At 58.3% G+C, this 18,351-nt stretch carries 22 protein-coding genes and 1 pseudogene; 12 read left to right on the top strand and 11 right to left on the bottom strand.

What is annotated here, in order from left to right; translation table 11 throughout:
- Window positions 1-12: 12 nt before the first annotated feature.
- The 4 genes from GAL_RS22330 (at window position 13) to GAL_RS19800 (ending at window position 3,177) form a co-directional block, all read left to right on the top strand.
- Window positions 13-282 (top strand): DUF2933 domain-containing protein, encoded by a 270-nt coding sequence (locus GAL_RS22330; protein WP_024099375.1) that lies wholly within the window; start codon window positions 13-15, stop codon window positions 280-282.
- Window positions 282-935 (top strand): methyltransferase family protein, encoded by a 654-nt coding sequence (locus tag GAL_RS19810; RefSeq protein ID WP_024099374.1) that lies wholly within the window; start codon window positions 282-284, stop codon window positions 933-935. The genes GAL_RS22330 and GAL_RS19810 overlap by 1 nt, the downstream gene beginning before the upstream one ends.
- Before the next feature lie 34 nt (window positions 936-969).
- The gene (locus GAL_RS19805; RefSeq protein ID WP_244462822.1) at window positions 970-1,725 is read left to right on the top strand and encodes a ferric reductase-like transmembrane domain-containing protein; all 756 of its coding nucleotides are present in this window, start codon (window positions 970-972) and stop codon (window positions 1,723-1,725) included.
- A 108-nt stretch (window positions 1,726-1,833) separates the two neighbouring features.
- On the top strand, window positions 1,834-3,177 hold the full coding sequence (locus GAL_RS19800) for an APC family permease (protein WP_008282879.1): 1,344 nt from the start codon (window positions 1,834-1,836) through the stop codon (window positions 3,175-3,177).
- An 11-nt stretch (window positions 3,178-3,188) separates the two neighbouring features.
- Here the strand turns inward: GAL_RS19800 and GAL_RS19795 are convergent, their stop codons facing one another.
- Window positions 3,189-3,893, bottom strand: coding sequence for a hypothetical protein (locus GAL_RS19795; protein ID WP_024099372.1), 705 nt, complete (start codon window positions 3,891-3,893; stop codon window positions 3,189-3,191).
- A gap of 287 nt (window positions 3,894-4,180) precedes the next feature.
- Between GAL_RS19795 and GAL_RS22700 the strand changes: the two genes are divergently transcribed.
- From GAL_RS22700 to GAL_RS23015, 8 genes and pseudogenes are all read left to right on the top strand, one after another.
- Window positions 4,181-4,324 (top strand): hypothetical protein, encoded by a 144-nt coding sequence (locus GAL_RS22700; protein WP_169731163.1) that lies wholly within the window; start codon window positions 4,181-4,183, stop codon window positions 4,322-4,324.
- A 43-nt stretch (window positions 4,325-4,367) separates the two neighbouring features.
- Window positions 4,368-4,925 (top strand): hypothetical protein, encoded by a 558-nt coding sequence (locus GAL_RS19790; protein ID WP_244462821.1) that lies wholly within the window; start codon window positions 4,368-4,370, stop codon window positions 4,923-4,925.
- A gap of 73 nt (window positions 4,926-4,998) precedes the next feature.
- Window positions 4,999-5,220, top strand: coding sequence for a putative periplasmic lipoprotein (locus tag GAL_RS19785; RefSeq protein WP_024099370.1), 222 nt, complete (start codon window positions 4,999-5,001; stop codon window positions 5,218-5,220).
- A complete protein-coding gene (locus GAL_RS19780; protein WP_024099369.1) occupies window positions 5,220-6,680 on the top strand; it encodes a TolC family protein in 1,461 nt (486 codons plus the stop codon). The genes GAL_RS19785 and GAL_RS19780 overlap by 1 nt, the downstream gene beginning before the upstream one ends.
- An 11-nt stretch (window positions 6,681-6,691) precedes the next feature.
- Window positions 6,692-8,050, top strand: a complete 1,359-nt coding sequence (locus GAL_RS19775; RefSeq protein WP_007120886.1) for a multicopper oxidase family protein — start codon at window positions 6,692-6,694, stop codon at window positions 8,048-8,050.
- A gap of 46 nt (window positions 8,051-8,096) precedes the next feature.
- The gene (locus tag GAL_RS19770) at window positions 8,097-8,813 is read left to right on the top strand and encodes a copper-binding protein (RefSeq protein WP_024099368.1); all 717 of its coding nucleotides are present in this window, start codon (window positions 8,097-8,099) and stop codon (window positions 8,811-8,813) included.
- A gap of 109 nt (window positions 8,814-8,922) precedes the next feature.
- Window positions 8,923-9,456, top strand: coding sequence for a cupredoxin domain-containing protein (locus tag GAL_RS19765; protein WP_024099367.1), 534 nt, complete (start codon window positions 8,923-8,925; stop codon window positions 9,454-9,456).
- Window positions 9,372-10,262, top strand: a pseudogene (locus tag GAL_RS23015) (hypothetical protein); the annotation flags it as partial. The gene GAL_RS19765 and the pseudogene GAL_RS23015, both read left to right, overlap by 85 nt.
- A gap of 210 nt (window positions 10,263-10,472) precedes the next feature.
- Here the strand turns inward: GAL_RS23015 and lnt are convergent.
- From lnt to GAL_RS19710, 10 genes are all read right to left on the bottom strand, one after another.
- Entirely contained in the window at window positions 10,473-12,182 is a 1,710-nt protein-coding gene (gene lnt / locus GAL_RS22325) for an apolipoprotein N-acyltransferase (protein ID WP_407674856.1), read from the bottom strand.
- A 120-nt stretch (window positions 12,183-12,302) separates the two neighbouring features.
- Window positions 12,303-12,779, bottom strand: coding sequence for a signal peptidase II (lspA, locus tag GAL_RS19750; protein WP_024099364.1), 477 nt, complete (start codon window positions 12,777-12,779; stop codon window positions 12,303-12,305).
- Between the two features lie 3 nt (window positions 12,780-12,782).
- Window positions 12,783-13,508: a ZIP family metal transporter gene (locus GAL_RS19745; RefSeq protein WP_043939879.1), complete on the bottom strand. Its 726-nt coding sequence runs from the start codon at window positions 13,506-13,508 to the stop codon at window positions 12,783-12,785.
- A 67-nt stretch (window positions 13,509-13,575) separates the two neighbouring features.
- Window positions 13,576-14,028 (bottom strand): DUF411 domain-containing protein, encoded by a 453-nt coding sequence (locus GAL_RS19740; protein WP_024099362.1) that lies wholly within the window; start codon window positions 14,026-14,028, stop codon window positions 13,576-13,578.
- 20 nt (window positions 14,029-14,048) lie between these two features.
- Window positions 14,049-15,398 (bottom strand): M23 family metallopeptidase, encoded by a 1,350-nt coding sequence (locus GAL_RS19735; RefSeq protein ID WP_024099361.1) that lies wholly within the window; start codon window positions 15,396-15,398, stop codon window positions 14,049-14,051.
- Window positions 15,395-16,018: an SCO family protein gene (locus tag GAL_RS19730; RefSeq protein WP_007120867.1), complete on the bottom strand. Its 624-nt coding sequence runs from the start codon at window positions 16,016-16,018 to the stop codon at window positions 15,395-15,397. The genes GAL_RS19735 and GAL_RS19730 overlap by 4 nt, the downstream gene beginning before the upstream one ends.
- Window positions 16,019-16,026: 8 nt before the next feature.
- Window positions 16,027-16,458 (bottom strand): copper chaperone PCu(A)C, encoded by a 432-nt coding sequence (locus GAL_RS19725; protein ID WP_043939878.1) that lies wholly within the window; start codon window positions 16,456-16,458, stop codon window positions 16,027-16,029.
- A 70-nt stretch (window positions 16,459-16,528) separates the two neighbouring features.
- A complete protein-coding gene (locus GAL_RS19720; protein WP_024099359.1) occupies window positions 16,529-17,191 on the bottom strand; it encodes a DsbA family protein in 663 nt (220 codons plus the stop codon).
- Window positions 17,188-17,631 carry a disulfide bond formation protein B gene (locus tag GAL_RS19715; protein WP_024099358.1) on the bottom strand — a complete coding sequence of 148 codons (444 nt, stop codon included), beginning with the start codon at window positions 17,629-17,631 and terminating at the stop codon, window positions 17,188-17,190. Before GAL_RS19715 ends, GAL_RS19720 begins: the two co-directional genes overlap by 4 nt.
- Window positions 17,628-18,236, bottom strand: a complete 609-nt coding sequence (locus tag GAL_RS19710; protein WP_024099357.1) for an SCO family protein — start codon at window positions 18,234-18,236, stop codon at window positions 17,628-17,630. The genes GAL_RS19715 and GAL_RS19710 overlap by 4 nt, the downstream gene beginning before the upstream one ends.
- Between the last annotated feature and the right edge of the window lie 115 nt (window positions 18,237-18,351).

Genomic DNA, 18,351 nt, shown 5'->3' with positions numbered 1-18,351 from the left:
GGAAGCCACAACGTGACCCATCAACCTGATCCATCACATGTTAATCAAAGTCAATCGGAGCATGCCCCCCGCCCGCCCTCATTCTGGCGATCACGCGCCGGCATCTATCTGATCGTTGCGCTGGCAGTTGGCGTCCTTCTCCTGGGTTACGAGCACCGGGTGCACATCCTGAGCAGCGGATTGCTGATCTGGCTGCCATTGCTGCTTTGCGTCGGAATGCACTTCTTCATGCACGGCGGTCATGGAGGCCACGGCGGGCACGGAAAGGGAGACGACCAGTAATGACCGATGCAGGTGCTTCCTATGGACTCTGGCTGCTAGTATTTATCAATTCGGCGGTGTTCATCATTTTCGCCTTCAGTTTCTTCAAGCCGCAGACAAAACGCGACTGGCGCAGTTTTGGAGCGTTCAGCGCCTTTGTCGTAGCTCTCTTCACCGAGATGTACGGGTTCCCGTTGACCATCTTCTTTCTTTCCGGCTGGCTGCAATCGACCTGGCCGGAGGTAGACTGGTTTGCCCACGACAGCGGACATCTCCCCGAAATGATGTTCGGCTGGCAATCGAACCCGCATTTCGGGCCGTTCCACCTCCTGAGCTTCGTCTTTATCGGCGGCGGCTTCTGGCTCATATCCGTGGCATGGCACCATCTGTGGAATGCGCAGCGTCAGGGGTTGCTTGCGACGACAGGCCCCTATGCCCGCATTCGTCATCCCCAGTATGTGGGGTTCGTGCTGATCATGCTGGGCTTTCTCGTGCAATGGCCGACCCTCCTGACGCTCGCGATGTTCCCGGTGCTGGTCTGGATGTACGCACGGCTGGCCCGCGGCGAGGAGGGGGACAGTCGCGCCCGTTTTGGCGAAAGCTGGGACAGGTATTCTAGCCGGGTTCCGGCTTTCATACCAAACGTTAACACTTTGCAGAATGTTGAACGCTGATTGGAAGCGAAAGCCGATCTGATGTGTTACTTGCGTGCCTAAAACATCTTTGGAAGACTGCAAACATACGGTATCTGAAACCATGATGAAAAAACCCGCCCTTCTGCGGCACGTACTAATCATAGGAACGTCCGTGCTGACGGGATACCTGCTGCTTGCTTCGCGTGCCGAGTGGTCGGAGATGCACCGCTACAACCGAGCGCTGGGGGATCTTTCACTGCTGCTCATCGTTGCCGCAATGGCGATTGGGCCGCTCGCACGCTTGTCGTCTGCGCCCTTTTTACGGAAGCTCATGCCGTACCGACGCGAGCTCGGTATTTATGCGGTTCTGGCGGCGACGGTGCATACCATCATCATACTGATCGGCTGGGTCGAGCTTGATTTTGCACGGCTGTTCGGTTTTGAGTTTCACCCCCAGCTGCAACGCTACGTGATGCTTCAGCACGGGTTTGCGCTGGCCAATGTGGTTGGGATCGCGGCACTGCTCTACGGCTTTGTGCTTGCCGGTACGTCGAATAATTTCAGCCAAAGGGTACTTGGCACGTCCGTGTGGAAATACATCCAGCAGGGCGCTTATGTTCTGTGGTGGCTGGCAGTGCTGCACACAGCCTATTTCTTGTTCTTTCATTTTCTTGATTTTCACCGCCAAATGCCTGAGCCGAACTGGGCGCGATGGCCGTTCGTTGCACTTGTGGCGTCAGTTATCGCTCTGCAAGGGGCCGCCGTTGTAGTCACATGGCGTTCGCAAACTTCCCGGCGGATCTACGGCGCACCCTCGCAACGGGAGTAGTCGCGATTTCATCAGACGCCCAGGGTCGGGACTTCTGGCGGCCTGAAACCTATCGGGTGGGCATGCGCAGAGGCGTAACGACCTAAAAAGCAACCAAGGCAGATCGAAATGCAGAAACACAATAAAAACCACGATGGGAACGACGGCTACCGTGAAGGCTCGATCAGCCTTGGCGGAGCTGTTGCCATGGGCACGGGCGTGATGATCGGTGCGGGCATCTTTGCCCTGACCGGACAAATCGCCCAGCTGGCTGGACCACTATTTCCACTCGCGTTCATCGCTGGTGCCATCGTGACCAGCTTCAGCGCTTACAGCTACATCAAGATGTCGAACGCCTGGCCCTCGGCAGGGGGCATCGCGATGATCCTTCAGAAATGCTATGGATCGGGGGCGGTCGCGGCGGGAGCGGCGCTTTTGATGGCGCTCAGCATGGTGATCGCGGAAAGCCTCGTCGCACGGACATTCGCCACTTATGTCTTGCGGCCTTTCGATATCACAGGCGGGCCACTTGTGCCCGTTCTGGCGGTTGCCGTGATCGTGTTCGCATTCTTGGTCAACATCGCAGGAAACCGCTCCGTCGGGCTATTCTCTCTAATCATGGCGGCGATCAAGATCGGGGGCATCGCGCTGTTCGGTATCGCAGCACTCTGGTCAAGCGGGTTTCAGTTCGCAGCCGCGTCAGAAACGGCCGAGACCTTTGGAGTGACAGGCTTCATCGCGTCCGTTGCGCTGGCGATCCTTGCCTTCAAGGGCTTTACCACGATCACCAACAGCGGCGGCGAAATCACCGATCCCCACCGCAATGTGGGCCGCACTATCATGCTGTCCATCGCGATCTGCGTGGTGGTCTACCTGCTTGTGGCCTTTGGCGTGGGCGCGAGCCTGACAATCGACGAAATCATCGCCGCGCGCGACTATTCGCTGGCCCAGGCGGCTGAGCCCGCACTCGGGCAGGTCGGCTTTTACTTGACGGTCGTGTTGGCGGCCGTGGCCACGGCATCCGGCGTGCTGGCCAGCGTTTTCGCAGTGTCCCGGATGCTGACCATGCTGACGGAGATGAAAATGATCCCGCACAGCCATTTTGGCATGTCCGGGGCTGTCCAGCGGCATATGCTGGTCTATACAGTCGTTATCGCCTCGACGCTGGCCGTGCTCTTTGATTTGGGACGGATCGCATCCCTTGGTGCCTTCTTTTACCTCGTCATGGACATGATCATACATTGGGGCGTGTTCCGCTATCGTCGAACCGAAGTTGGCGCCTCCAGTATCGTGCTTTTGTCTGCGCTCTCTCTCGATGCAATTGTATTGGCAGCTTTCACCGTAATGAAGCTTCAAAGTGATCCAATGATCGTTCTGTATGCGGCTGTCGGAATGATCGCTGTCTTCGCTTTCGAGCGCGTTTACTTGTCGCGATGGTTGGCACCTCAGGCCGCGCATTCCCACGGTGAATAGCCAGCCATCATCTAGCCCTGAAGGAATGCGATGCCTTGTGCACCGATTGCGATCAATCCGACCGACAGGGCAAACGCAAACAAGGCGAGCAGCATCAAGCCCGCTTTTATTGGCAAGCGACGAACGGTCGGTCCAAGAAATTCCGACTGCCCGAAAGCTGAAACATATAGCGGCAGCGCGCTGATCATTGTCGCATAAAGATAAACTCCGGAGATGTTCTCAAAAAACGCCGAACGCGCAAGGGTTGGGGCAACGACCGACAACGCGGTTGCACGACTGCCCCCGAATGACTCGAACCAGTCGGCAGACAAAACGTAGATCAGTGCGTGGAGGCTTGGAAAGAGAATGGCTCTGAGCAAGATATCCACCAGCACGAAAAACGCCGTATCTCGGCGGGCGACCTTTGGTTTCTGTATCACCGCGAAAAGAAAAAAACTGACATAGTTTATGGCAAAAACTACGGGCAGACCGTTGGTCGTAACTTGCCTCAGAAAGCGGGCCAGCGATGGCCCGCCGGCGGCAAGAGCCGCTGCAAAGCCGGGCGAAAGCAAGATATAAAGGCAGAGGACCGGCAGTAACGCTGCGAGGCTGAATGCCAAGACAATGCTCACAAACTGAACACCGGGCATGTCGACGGAGAAAAACCTCTGCATGTTAGAACGTTGGCACATATACGGCTTGAGATCGAGGATGTTGAACCTGCGTTTGGGAACCAAGCATTCGCTCCAGGTCTTTGGGACGAATGAAATTTAAGTTTCGAAATCTCCTGAACCGCGTTCCATGTCTCGACTGCAGGCCGAGCGACATAACAAATGGTAGGTTACTGCCGGACCTAGTTGCGGAAATGTTGATAGCATTGGAAAGTAGCTTTTCTGCATGTCTTACGCTGGCGGTAATTTTCAGAACGGAATATTCCTATCCGAGTGGGCGGACTCCTTTCAGGGTCTATTGCAATCTGCGCGGAGATCGCGGCCATCGTGCCGCTTCCATGCAAAAGCCCATCATGGCTGCCGACCCAGATGCAAAAGTTTCGTGCGATCTGACTGCACCTATCGTCGGCGTCGACAGCACTCTGGATGAAACTGCATTGGCCGCAACGATCAGCGATGCGGGCTACGGGTCAGAGAAGCTGGCTGAAGTTCGGTAGCACAAGACGCGTCAGCAACGCTCCGCTGAGCGGGAGCGAGGCTTTGGCCCTTTACATGTTTCCGATATGCAACATTTTTAACAGCAGCGACCGTATTTCGCCTGTTTCACAAAAAAGCGGCAAACCTTCCTGCGCTGGACGGATTGACGACATGGTTCCGGTATCCGATATCTTGCTCATGAACTTGCGAGTTGTCATATCAAGCTGGTCACGGGCGTTTACGTGCATTGCGTTTGCGCTGGCATTTGTATTGTCACCACCTTCTGCCGCTCACGCGGCGTCCGGCATGCATGACGAACATCAAGCCAAGCCTGTTAGTATCGTTGGTGCTGCCGAGACCCATGACACTGGAAGCGATGCGCATCACGCGCATGAGAAGCTTAAGGTCGCAAGCGACATCGACATCGCAGCGTCAGACAAGGATGGCAAAGAGCAACAATCCCAAGAGTGTTGCAACGGCATCTGTATTTCTGTCGTCTTCATCGAAGACACCAAGATCAGAGCAGAGCCGGTTGGTACAAGTGAATATGTCATTCTGGACGGTCAAACGTATTCGGTAGAAACAGCAGGGTTTCTTCGGCCCCCTCGATTCCTGATCTGAACCGGCGCCCAAATCGGGTGTGAGCCTTGCGCAGATTCTGCGTGAGATAACGTTCACCAATCAGGTTACTTTCATGAAAATTCATCTACTTATGGGGGCTTCGGCCCTCGGGCTTGGCGCATGCGCCTATGAGCCCACCCCGTTGCCGTCCGTCGCGACCCAACAGGCCGTCGTCAACGCGGCAGTTTCGTCACCGATCAGCTATCAGGACCCCTTGGCAGGCTACACCTATCGCGGCCCTACAGGTCCCCGCGACTGGCGTTCCGTCAATCAAGAACAGACGGAGGGCAACTGATGCGGGTATCGAAATTTCCGCTGGTTTTCGGCTTTCCGCTAATCTTGGGTGCCTGTGCTACAGCAGTGCCGGGCATCTACACGGAACCAAAAGCTGGCTTCGCCAATATTTCCAGCCAGGTCACACCAGCCATCGGCAAACGGACAGCCTTCGCCGAAACCCAGGCCGAAAACGAGGCATTGAAGAAGCAGGTGCACGCAATGGTGCACCGCAAGACCATTTCGGCGGACACCGCCGTTCAGGTTGCGCTTCTGAACAACAAGGGGTTGCAGGCGTCTTATGCGAATGTCGGCCTATCCGCCGCTGAGGCCTGGCAGCAATCGACCCCGGAAAACCCGATCGTTTCGATTGGTGTATTGGGCATCGGTGCGCCCGAACTGGGTGCCTACAGAGCGATCGAAGGACTGATACGGTCGAACGTACTCGATGCCACCACCCGTAAACAACGTGTGGCCATTGCTGACGCAAGCTTCCGGCAGGCACAGCTCAACGCGGTGAACGACACACTCGCGCTGGCCAATCAGACGCGGAAGGCATGGGTCGATGCCGTAGCCGCCTTCGAGGCCGTGAGCTATCTGCGCCGTGCGAAAGCGACCTCTGACGCCGGATCGGAATTGGCGATGAGGCTGGGTGAGACCGGCGCGCTCAACACAGCCGGGCAGGCCCGTGAACAGGCATTCAATGCCGAACTCGCCGGACAACTTGCCCAGGCACGCTTGAATGCTACCCGGTCCAAAGAGCAGCTGACCAGGCTCATGGGGCTGTGGGGCACCGAAGTCGACTATTATGTGCCCGATGCCCTTCCTGCGCTGCCGCGTTCCGTCGGCCGTGTGACTGACATCGAAGCGAAAGCATTGCGAAATCGGGTTGATCTGCGCGTTGCCAAACTTGGCCTGGAAGCACAGGCCAAGGCGTTTGGTCTGACTGATCAGACTCGCATTATCAGCGATCTCGAATTCATTGCCGGGTTCGAAGCGGAGCGGGAAATTGAGGGCGGAGAAACGGAGACCGTGACCACCCCTCAGGTGGAGGTGGAGTTCGCAATCCCTATCTACGACACCGGGAAGGCACGGATGCGCAAGGCGGAATTGTCGTACCTGCAAGCAGCCAACGTGCTGGCAGAAAGAGCCGTCAACGTCCGGTCCGAAGCGCGTGGTGCTGAAGCCTCTTATCATGCGTCATATAAGATCGCCCGCCACTACCGCGACGTTCTGGTGCCGCTACGCACGACCGTCGAAGAAGAGGGTCTGCTGTCCTATAACGGCATGATCACCAACACTTTCGAGCTGCTGACAGACGTGCGCGAGAAACTTGGCGCATCACTGGAAGCGGCAAACGCAAAACGCGAATTCTACATGGCTCAGGCTGACCTGACCGCTGCGATCTATGGCGGCGGAGATGGCGGCGGTGCTGGTGGAGAAGGCGCAACACTTGCCGCCGGTGGCGGCGCAGGACACTGAAAGGAACTGACATGCTAAATAGACGTCAATTACTCGGAGCCGGCGCGGCAGGTGCAACGCTGGTCTCTTCGAAAGCCTGGGGTCAAACCCTGAACATGGGCCTGCCCGAAGCTGCCCAAATGGATAGCGCAGCAACGGCGATCACGGCGCGTCCCAATTCCGGGCCGGACTACACACCTGTGGTCACATTGAACGGGTGGACCCTGCCGCACCGGATGAACAACGGGGTGAAAGAATTTCACCTCGTGGCCGAACCGGTAGAACGCGAGCTTGCCGACGGCATGATCGCGCATTTGTGGGGCTACAACGGCCAATCCACCGGCCCGACGATCGAAGCTGTCGAAGGTGACCGGGTGCGCATCTACGTCACCAATAAGCTGCCGGAAGGCACAACGGTGCACTGGCACGGGCTCATTCTTCCCTCAGGCATGGATGGGGTCTCCGGGTTGAGCCATCCAAGCATCCCGCCGGGCAAAACCTTCGTCTACGAATTCGACTTGGTGAAGTCCGGAACGTTCATGTACCACCCCCACGGCGATGAAATGACCCAGATGGCGATGGGGATGATGGGCATGTTCGTGGTCCACCCCAAGGATCCCACATTCATGCCGGTGGATCGTGATTTCCTGATCATGCTGAATGCTTTCGACATCGATCCGGGGACCTATGTGCCCCGCATCATGACGATGACGGATTTCAACCTTTGGACCTGGAACAGCCGGATCTTCCCCGACATCGATCCGCTGGTCGTGAACAAGGGCGACCGGGTGCGAGTACGGGTTGGGAACCTTACGATGACGAACCACCCGATCCATATGCACGGCTATGACTTCAAGGTCACCTGCACGGATGGCGGCTGGGTGCCGCCTGAAGCACAGTGGCCGGAGGTCAGCATCGACATTCCCGTAGGTGCGATGCGCGCCTACGAATTCGTCGCCGATCATCTGGGAGATTGGGCGATCCATTGCCACAAATCGCACCATACGATGAACGCCATGGGCCATGACGTGCCGACGTTCATCGGGGTGAACAAGAAGCCGCTGACCCAGAAGATCCGTCAATTCCAGCCGGAATACATGCCGATGGGCATGTCCGGCATGGGGGACATGGCAAAAATGGAAATGCCGCTACCCGACAATACCATCCCGATGATGACGGGTTGGGGCCCGTATGGACCCATCGAGATGGGCGGCATGTTTTCGGTCGTGAAGGTGCGGGACGGCATCGACGCGGACGATTACTCCGATCCCGGCTGGTACGAGAACCCTCCGGGCGAGATGGCCTACGAATGGACCGGCGAATTACCCGAATTTGCCTCCAACAACAGCCCCAAGACCATTCTCACACCGAAACCAACCTCGAAGGGCTGAGCGGCCCTTCGTCATCTCCAACCGAACCAACCTACAGGACAATAAAATGAGAAATCTTCTTTTGACGACAAGCTTCGCGATCGCGCTATCAGCACCGGCCTTTGCTGCAGGTACACACGACGGCGGACATGGGGAGACCAAGCCAGCCGCAATGATGGTCGGCATGCCGGGTGACGCCGCCAAGGTTGACCGCACAATCGACGTCACTTTGCTCGAAAACGATGAGGGCCAGATGCTGATCGAGAGTGAGCCGATGAATATCAAGGAGGGCGAAACCATCCGCTTCAAAATCACCAACAAGGGTGAGCTGGAGCATGAATTCGTCCTCGACACGGTAGAGCGGAATGCCGAGCACAAGATCGAAATGGCCAAGATGGATATGGAACACGACGATCCGAACCGTATCCGTCTCGATGCGGGCGCGTCGGGTGAGGTTGTCTGGACTTTCGCAAATTCTGGTACGTTCGAAGCGGCGTGCCTGATCCCTGGCCACTACGAATCCGGCATGCACCGTGAGGTCGCAGTCGGTGACCAGATGGCCCAAGCTGACGTGGAATACACGAGCGGGACCATCAAGAAAATCGACGCCAAGGCCGGCAAGGTCACAATCATCCACGGCCCTCTGGTCAACCTCGATATGCCCGCGATGACCATGGTGTTTCGCGCCGACGAAGCAATGATGGCCAAGATGGCGGAAGGTCAGGGCATCGAATTCGTCGCTGACCGGGTCAAGGGTAAACTGACCGTCACTCAGATGAAGTAACTACAAACAATGGGGTCGGTGGTAAACACTCCGGCCTCATCGCCTTGATCGCTTGGCCCAAGAAAACAAGAAGATCCCATAAAATCAAGCGCTACGGAGGTAGCCGAGCATGAAGAATTTCCTGAGAACCTGCACCATCGCCCTTGCGCTCGTCCTTCCGGCTTTTTCAGTGGGCGCTTCCAGTGGGAAGGGCCAGCAGCCTCACGCCCGAGCCTTTGAAATGCCTGGCCATGATCCGATCGGGAAACCCGGTCATGGCTCCTCGATCGACAGGACGATTAAAATATCCATACGGGAGACGGAAAGCGGCTACATGCTTTTCGAGCCAGACGCGATCCAGATTGAAAGGGGGTCGGTCATCCGGTTTTCGATCGGCAATGCCGGCAGACTGGATCACGAGTTCTTTCTTGGCTCCTTTGACGAGGTTGCAGAACACCAGCAGTGGATGCGCGAACATCCCGATATGCAACATGACAACGCCAATTCAGTTTCTATCCCTAGTGGACAAAATGCCGAGTTGATCTGGGAGTTCTCCGATATGACCAACCTGGAGTTCGTATGCTTGATCCCCGGCCACCGGGAAGCGGGCATGTGGGGCGTCATCATCGTGCACGATCACCTTGCGCCGAAATCCAAGGGCTAGACTTTTCCATGTCACTCTTGGATAGATATCACGTGTTTGTACATAACGTATCTGCCGCGTTCGGATACGACTACAACGATGCCACGCCAGACTGGGTTCACCCGTTCATTCATCTCATACTGGTCTTGGCGCCTGCGCTGCTGATCAGTGTTGGCTTATATCTTGCAATTCGCGGCGTTCTGAAGCTTTGGAAGGACCGCAGCACGCCTGCGTTCCACGCAGAGCCCATACGAGGGCTCGAAGGAAGTCTTTTCAGCACCGTCTTGCGCTATTCGAGAAGGCAGCAGGCGTTGATGATCGTGGTTAGCCTCATCGCGATGCCTATTCTCTATCTGACCCTGGAACTGCCAAAACAGATCGTGAACAACGCTCTGGATTCCGACCGTTTCACGATCGTCGTTCTGGGACGAGACCTCGATCAGGTCGTTTTCCTCATACTTCTTTGCGGTCTCTATCTTCTGGCGATCATCCTGAATGGGTTAAACAAATATGGCCTAAACGTCTTCAAAGGGTATGTCGCGGAGCGTTTTCTGCGGCGCTTCCGCCTGCTGGTCTATCGGCAATGGCGCAGCGATCCAGACTCCGGAAACCAAAGCGAGATCGTCCCTATTCTCGCACAGGAAGTCGAGCCCATCGGTGGCTTCGCGGCGGACGTCCTTACGCTGCCAATCCTGCAAGGCGGTACGCTTTTGACGATCCTGTTTTTCATGTTCGTTCAGGACCCTGTCTTGGGTGCCGCAGCACTGACCGTACTGCCAATTCAGCTTGTGCTGCTGCCCAAGCTGCAACGCCGGGTCAACGCGCTTTCGCGCACCAGGATCAAGGAAGTCCGACAGCTTGGCAGGCAGCTCAGCGATCAATTGCGCCAACGGCAGGTCAATTCGGCCGGGCTGCTGCCAGTGAGTGCAAGTTTTAGAGAGCTTGAGCACGTGCGCAGGAAGATTTTCCGTCTGAAGTTCTTCATCAAGGCCCTCAATAATTTTCTGACCGCGCTAACACCGTTCTTGTTCTATTCTCTAGGCGGATACTTCGTCATCGAAGGTCGCATTACACTCGGCGCGCTGGTGGCCGTCCTGGCAGCACACAAGGACTTCTCGGCACCGCTGAAAGAGCTCTTCAGTTACTATCAGACGCTGGAAGACACGCGGATCCGGTACCAGGAAATCACCACCTTTTTCACTGGATCGATTCAGCGATCGGAGAAAGCTCAGGCAGACAACCCCACGCTGGAAGAGGTCAGCCAATTCGAGGAAGCCACACTGAGATACCCGGCTTTGTCTTTGAAGAGACCGGGGGGTGATCGCAACATCATGAAGGACTCTGTTAGAATGAGATGGGCAGCGATATTTTTTGCTCTGGTCGCCGTTGCTGCGACGGGATGGTATTTCAAGCAGCAGACCGACTCCCAAACGGGTACCCGGATTGAGGAGGGCATCCAGCACGCCGGTCTCATCGAGCCCGAGGCGGGCGACGATCCGGCCGTACCCATCGATAACTGCTGAAATGCCCGTGTTGGCCGCGCGAACCAAAGGCAGCCCCTCTTCGACCGCGCGCATCCTGGCAGAGGCCAGATGTTGCCGGGGACCGAGAGACGCACCGAACCAAGCGTCATTGGTGGCGTTGAATATCCAGTCCGGACGCGAAGCGGCGTCTACGACACGTCCCGGAAAAATGGCCTCGTAGCAGATCGAAAGGCCGACCGGAGATAAACCGGGTAGCTCAACGGTCTGGGGGCCGGTACCGGGCGTGAAGTCCCCAAGCCCTGCGGTCAATCGCTGGATCGGAAGAAAACTCCGCAGGGGAACGTATTCCCCGAACGGCACGAGGTGATGCTTGGCGTATCGCGTGACGATCTGTCCGGTCTGATCGACCGCGAGGATCGAATTTCTGTAGCGTGTGCCAGTGCCGTCCGACTCGCGCGTCTGTGCACCGGTCAGAAGAACGCGGCCCTCAGGCAGACGTTCGGCAATTCGACCCAACATTTCAGGATTCTCATCAAGATAACCGGGAAATGCACTTTCAGGCCAGAGAAGGACGTCGAAGCTGCCAGACTGCGCAGACAGGTCCAGATAGCGGGATATGTTCCGTTCGCGGAAGGCGGGGTCCCATTTCTCCGTCTGAGGAATGTTTACCTGAACGATCCTGACGGTTGTGTCTGTTGGCGGTGTGGTGGCCATAAGGCGAACCGTGCCGATGGATCCGGCACTCGCCACGACCGACATGAAAACAAATGCGGCGAACGTATTGTGCCGACGGTTCCGCATGAGGAGCGTTACGGGCAGGACCGACAGCAGAACTGTGAGGAGGCCAAGTCCGTAGCTGCCAACCCATGCCGCCGTCTGGCGCGGAACATCGTAGTCGGCCCATGCATAGGCGATCAGGTTCCAGGGAAAGCCTGTCAGCACGGTGCCGCGCAGCCATTCCGAAACCGACCAGCAGACCGCGAAGATCAATGCGCCGGAGACACCTTTCGTCCTGCTCCATGCGAACGCTGCCATTGCCGCCGCCGGGAACAGCGCAAGGCCGGCGGCCAGTCCAGCCACCGCAGGAACGGCCATCCAGGCGAACCGCTCCGCGTCGACGAAAAAGCTCTCCGCGATCCAGGACAATCCGAACAGGAAGTAGCCAACGCCGAACGCCCATCCGGCAAGTCCGGCCCGCATGCGGCTCTCTCCGAACGTGAGGAGATACAGCGCGCCAAACGCGACGGGCAAAAGCACCGGCATCGAGAATGGTGGCAGAGCGAGAACCGCCAAAGCGCCGAGGCCGAATGCACAGAATGTGAGGATGATACCTGACATTCCGGAAATGCGGAGAACAGTGATGCCGATTGAAATCACCGAGATCTATCTTGAGGTTGCGGACGCAGCGACCTTTTCGCGCCCCGAGAAGATCAGCAAAATCCCGACGCCGCAGACCACGAAGACATCCGCGAGGTTGAACGCTGGCCAATGCGCCGTTCCGAGATAGAAATCCAGGAAGTCGGTCACACCGCCAAAGCGAAAACGATCCACGACATTCCCAAGAGCGCCGCCGATCACCATGCCGTAGGCAACCGCCTCGGCTGCCCGCGTTGCCCGGATTAGCGATACGGCAAGAAACAGGACGATGGTGGTGGCGACCAATGCAAGGAGCCACCACGGCACATTCTGAAAGAACCCGAAGGTCACGCCGTAGTTGCGGTGGAAGATCAGGTTGAAGCCGGGGAACACAGCGACGCCGGGGGCGAGCGTTTCCGCATTCGCGAGCACGAACGCCTTCGATGCCTGATCGGCGGCGAGCGCCGCGACAGCTGTGCAAATGCCAAGGGAGCGAATTGCCATGAATCACCCCAACCAGACATCTAGGAACAGCATGACGACGAGGCCGATCGCGAGCCCGGTCGTCGCCTGCTTCTGGTGGCCGCTGCGATGGGTTTCCGGGATGATCTCGTGGCTGATGACATAGAGCATCGCGCCCGCCGCAAAAGCCAGACCCCAGGGCAAGAGAGGCTGCGCCACGACGATCACCGCGGCACCAAGAAAGCCCGTGACGGGTTCGACCAAACCAGTCAGTGCTGCGATGCCGAACGCACGGCCCGCCGAGTATCGCTCGCCCAGTAGGGCGACTGCAACAGCCAGCCCTTCAGGCGCGTTCTGCAATCCGATCCCGAGAGCGACGGGAAATCCGCCTGTAAAACCGTCGGCACCGAACGCGACGCCGACGGCCAGACCCTCTGGCGCATTGTGGATAGTGATGGCAATGATGAAGAGCCACACACGTCGTAGCGAGACGGCCTCCGGGCCCTCACGACCGCTGCTGAAATGCTCGTGCGGTATCATTTCGTTCATCAGGGCGACCGCACCCATGCCCATCAGGATCGCGATGCAGACGATCAGTGCAGGTATCGCACCGTCTCCGTATCGCCCCTCTGCCGCGTCGAGGGCGGGGATGATGAGCGAGAAGAACGATGCGGCAAGCATGACCCCGGCAGCAAAACCGAGCGAGATATCGCGCCATTTGCGCGAGGGGGTCTTGCCCAAAAGGACGGGCGTCGCTCCGACGGCGGTCATCAGACCGGCGGCGAGACTGCCCAGAAAGCCGAGTGCGACAGGCGAAAGTGTTGCGACCTGCTCCACTTCAGCTCGCCGGATAGGACGAGAAGACTTCGGTAGTGCCGTCCGGTTTCACCAGAAAGACGTCGTAGGCTTCGGCATCGTCGCCGAAATCCATGCCGGGCGAGCCGATGGGCATGCCGGGCACGGCAAGACCGATGGCGTCGGGACGTTCCTCAAGCAGCCGGGCGATGTCGGCTGGCGGAACGTGGCCTTCGATGGTGTAGCCTTCGACAGTCGCCGTGTGGCACGAGAACATGTCGACAGGGATACTCCTATCCATCTTCAGACGGATCAGCGCGCCGCCCAAATTCTCACCTTCAGGAGCGAACCCGGCCTCGGACAGCTTTTCCATCCAGGAAAGGCAACAACCGCAGCCGCGCGTCTTTCCGACGTCGATAGCGGTCTGCGCGGTCACGGCCGTCGCGGTTACGATCATAAGGGTTGTGGCGGCCAAGGTTTGAAACCTGTTTTTCATCGGAATTCCTTTCAAATCAGTCATGTGTCTTCGCGAAGAAAGGTCGCGAACCGTGTGCGCGTCTCTTCAAGGATTTCAGTGGCATCCGCAGTGTCGAAATTTTCCGCAGAGGCGAGCAATTCCTCCCCGAGCGGATCGATAGGTCGGCCGTCCACGCGCACTTCGTAGTGAAGGTTCGGAGCTGTCGCCGTGCCTGTCTCACCGACCTGGCCAATCGTTTCGCCCGCGACCGCGCGGTTTCCGACGGCCAGACCCTCCGGCACAGCGCTGAGGTGCGCATAGCGGGTCATTGTGTCTGACCCGTGCGCGATCTCGACCACCCGGCCATATCCGCTCCGCCATCCGATGAAGGAGACCCGTCCGGGTGCGGTCGCTGCAATCGGTGTCCCCGCAGCGGCGGCATAATCGACACCTGTGTGCATCCGCATACTGCCATAGATCGGATGCTTGCGCTGCCCGAAGACCGACGACAGTCGTGCGCCTTCCACCGGCGGCGCGACCGTCCGCAGGATTTCACCATTCAAATAGACCGTTGCCCGCCCGCTGTCTTCGGCTGACCAGAGGATTTCGAAGCGGTCGTCGGCCAGATCGAGGGCCGCATAGGAGATTGACGGTTGACCGACCTCTGAACCATCGCGAAGGACGGTCTGACCCCAAAGGATATTCAGGGTCTCTCCGCCTTGAAGATCCCTGCGAAAGTCGACCGTTTCCCCGAGGATTTGTGCGAGATCGACGGCAAAACGGGCCGGGACGCCTGCTCGATCCAGCGAAGCGTAGATCGACCCGTTCACCAGCAACTGGCTCGCACGCTCGACTGTCAACGCGCTCGGCGTTACCGTCCGACTCGCAATGGTGTCGTCCAGGGTGACTTCGATCCGCACGCCGTCATCGACAGCCAACGTCACAACGGATGGCGTGCCGTCCGGGCGAAAGTCGACGCTGAGACGATGGCCCGGTCGAAGGCGGCGCAGGTCGTATTCAACCGTCAGTGCCAGTGCGACTTCGGTCCGTGTTTGCGCATCCATGTCCGCGAGAGAGAGAAGCACGTCCAATGTGTCACCCGCCTCGACCGTCGCCTCCCAAGGCGGCGTGGCGAGGGCCTGAACAAGCGCCATCAGATTATCTGGCTCGGCCCGTTCGAGTGCGGGAAACTCAGGCGGCTGAAAAGCGGCCGGAAGCATATTCGGCATCGTCTCGCCAGATGCGTTGACGCCTGGTCCATCGAGAGGTTCGGGTGGACTGTCCAAGGCTTCCGGAGCCTCGGAAAAGATGTACTCGGGCGGCGCCTCCAGGATCAAAGCCCGGCTCGCTATCGTGCTGACCGCTGCCGCGGCCATTGTCGTTCCCAGAACGATATGTCTCAGTTTCAAGATTCTGCCCTCTCGGTTCTGTTCTGCATCGCGCGCCTTATCTTCGGCACGGCGAATTCGCGTGGTTCGTGATAGTCGATGGTGGTGACGAAGCGACCTGTCGCATCGAACAGGAAAACACCCGCCGTGTGGTTCATCGTATATTCGCCGTTTTCCCCCTCAACCTTCTCATAGGTGGCACGGAAACCATCGGCGATGGCCGCGATCTGGTCTGGCAAGCCCGTCCATCCTTGTATCTGCGGATGGAAATACGAGACATACTCGGCCATGGTCTCGACCGTGTCGCGGTCCGGATCTACGGTGATGAAAACGGTATTCAGGTCTTCGGCGTCCGGCCCAATCTCGTCGAGCCATCCGGAAATGTCCGAGAGGGTCGTCGGGCAAACGTCGGGGCAGTAGGTGAATCCGAAGAAGACCAGACTCGGCTCGCCGATGAGGGTTTCCGGGCCGACATCCCGACCATCCTGATCCGTCAGGCTGAATTCCATAGCAGTCAGCGGTAGAGACCGCTTGCCCGGCGCGGAGTCAGCGCCAGGCCCATCTACCTGCCACCAGCCGACAAACAGGGCGGCAAAGACCGCCGCCGCTCCGATCGCTGCGATTTTGGCCACCCTCATCATCAGCCGGATCAGCCTTCGGGGCCGCGTGCGCCGATGCCAAGGACCGGGACGGTGATTTCAAGCTCTGTTCCATCGGAAAAGAGCAGGGTCAGCGGAAAGGTCTCCCCCTCGACGAGCGGAGATTGCAGTTGCATCAGCATGGCGTGATATCCGCCGGGTTCAAGGGCGAACATACCCCCGGGCGGGATCACGATATCGTCCGCCGGAGCCATGCTGCTGACGCCGTCAGAATTGGTTCTGGTTTCGTGGATCGAAGCCATGCCGGAGATCTCCGCGCGAAGACCGATAAGGGAGATCTGATCGCTGCCCTCGTTCCGAACGGTCAGATAGGCCCCGCCGGGCCGCGACATTCCAAGGCTCGCGCGCGCCCAGGGGCTCTCGACCACAATCGATGCGTTCTCTGACAACTGCTGCGCTGAGGATGCCATTGGCAAGCCCATCAGAAGAGCGACAGACAGGCTCTGGATTGCCTTTGCGAAGGTTTTGAACACGTTGGGTCTCCTGTTCGTTCTAGTTTGTTGCCGCAGCCTCGACTTCGGCTTGGACGAGCGACAAGAGCTGCTCCGCACCGAACTCTGGCAAAGGCTTACCGTTGACGAAGAACGTCGGTGTGCCTTGGATTCCGACAGCTTCGACGTCTGCCCGGTCTTGATTGAGGACGCCGACGATGCTGGGTGACATGATCTGATTTGCGGCGGCGTCTGTGTCCAAGCCCGCCGCTCCGGCGATCTCCATGATGCGCTCAGCTGCCGGAGCGCCGTGAGAGGCCCAGGCGGGCTGATTTTCAAGCAGCGCTTCCAGCACGGGAACAAAAACGTCCTGCAACCGGGCCGCTTCCAGCACCTTGATTGCCAGCTCGGACCCCTCGCCGTGGAACGGAGTGTAGCGCATGACGACGCGCACATCGTCGGGGTATTGCGTCAGTATCTGCTTCACGATGGGATGGAAGGCGCGGCAGGCCTCGCAGGCCGGGTCGAAGAACTCCACGATGGTCACTGGCGCATCCTCACGCCCGAGTATGGGAGAATAGGACCGAACAAGACGATCCTGTTGTTCCAGCGGAGCGGCTGTCGCCACCGGGGTCGGATCGGGGCGCGATACGAACCAGGCACCAGCCACGAAAACGGCCAGTACCAGAGTGAGTATCGCGAGCAGAAGTGTCTTTCGGTTCATATTGATATCCGTCGAAGTTGAATGAGAAGGACAAGGATTGCCCCGAACGTCAGCAGGGAGAGCAGAGGGATTGGCAGGCCAAGGATCAGCATCGCGTCATCGGTGCAGGATGGCCCGGACGCCGTGCAGGGGACGATCGGCGCCGGCACGATCCCTGCGTAAAGCAGGGAATGGTAAAGGGCGACGGCACCACCCAGAACCGCGAGCGGCGCGGCATAGCGCCAGATCGAGAGGTCGGCGCGCCACGCCGCCACCCCGAGGATGATCGCGAGCGGAAACATGAAGGCACGCTGGAACCAGCACAGATTGCAGGGGGTCTGCCCCAGAACCTCTCCGATGAAGAGCACGGCAAGCGACGCGGACAAGGCGACGAACCATGCCGCGAAGAGGAAAGCTACCGGTCTCGCGGCGCGTGGCGTTGCGTCTGGGCCAGCTGTCACGCGCCGATCCTTTCGCGAAGATCAGTAACGATCAGTCTGGGTTCCTCGTCGTATTCGTAGATGCGGACAAATTCGCCTTCCGGATCGAAGAGAAGGAAGGACGACGTATGCCCCATCGTATAGCCGTCGGGCGCCGAGGCTTCCTCGATCTTCTGGTAGTAGATCTTGAAGGTCTCGGCAGTGCGTTCGATTTGGTCCGGCGGTCCGCTCAACCCAAGGATTCCCTGACCAAACTGGGGAACGTAGTTGGCCAGAGCGCTTGGCGTATCCCTTTCAGGGTCGACCGTGATGAACAGGGGCTGGACGGCGGAACCTTGGGTGCCGAGCTCGTCCATGACCTCCGCGATGGTTGCGAGCCCCATGGGACACACGTCGGGGCAGTTCGCAAATCCGAAAAAGACGAGCATCCAGCGCCCTCGGAAATCCTCGTCGGTCTGCACCATACCGGTATGGTCCGTCAGCTCAAAATCCGCAGTGAAACTCTCGGCCTCAGGATCAACACGCGCGGCGACCGGTCCCTGATTGCGTTCAGTCATCCAAAGCGTGGCTGACACCGCCGCAGCGACAACCACTGCCGACCAGAGAACTATCCGGACCTTCTTCATTGCTTGCGCTACCCACCTGTTCAGTTTGTTTGTGCGCAGGATACAAGCTACAGCAGATAGAGGTTCAAGCGAAAAGTTACTTTTTGTTGTCCGAAGTCACGCCAAAGTGAAACCT

Source organism: Phaeobacter gallaeciensis DSM 26640, from assembly GCF_000511385.1.
GTDB classification, from domain to species: domain Bacteria; phylum Pseudomonadota; class Alphaproteobacteria; order Rhodobacterales; family Rhodobacteraceae; genus Phaeobacter; species Phaeobacter gallaeciensis.
The sequence above is the reverse complement of the archived record's forward strand: the minus strand, read 5'-3'. Positions and strand labels throughout refer to the sequence as shown.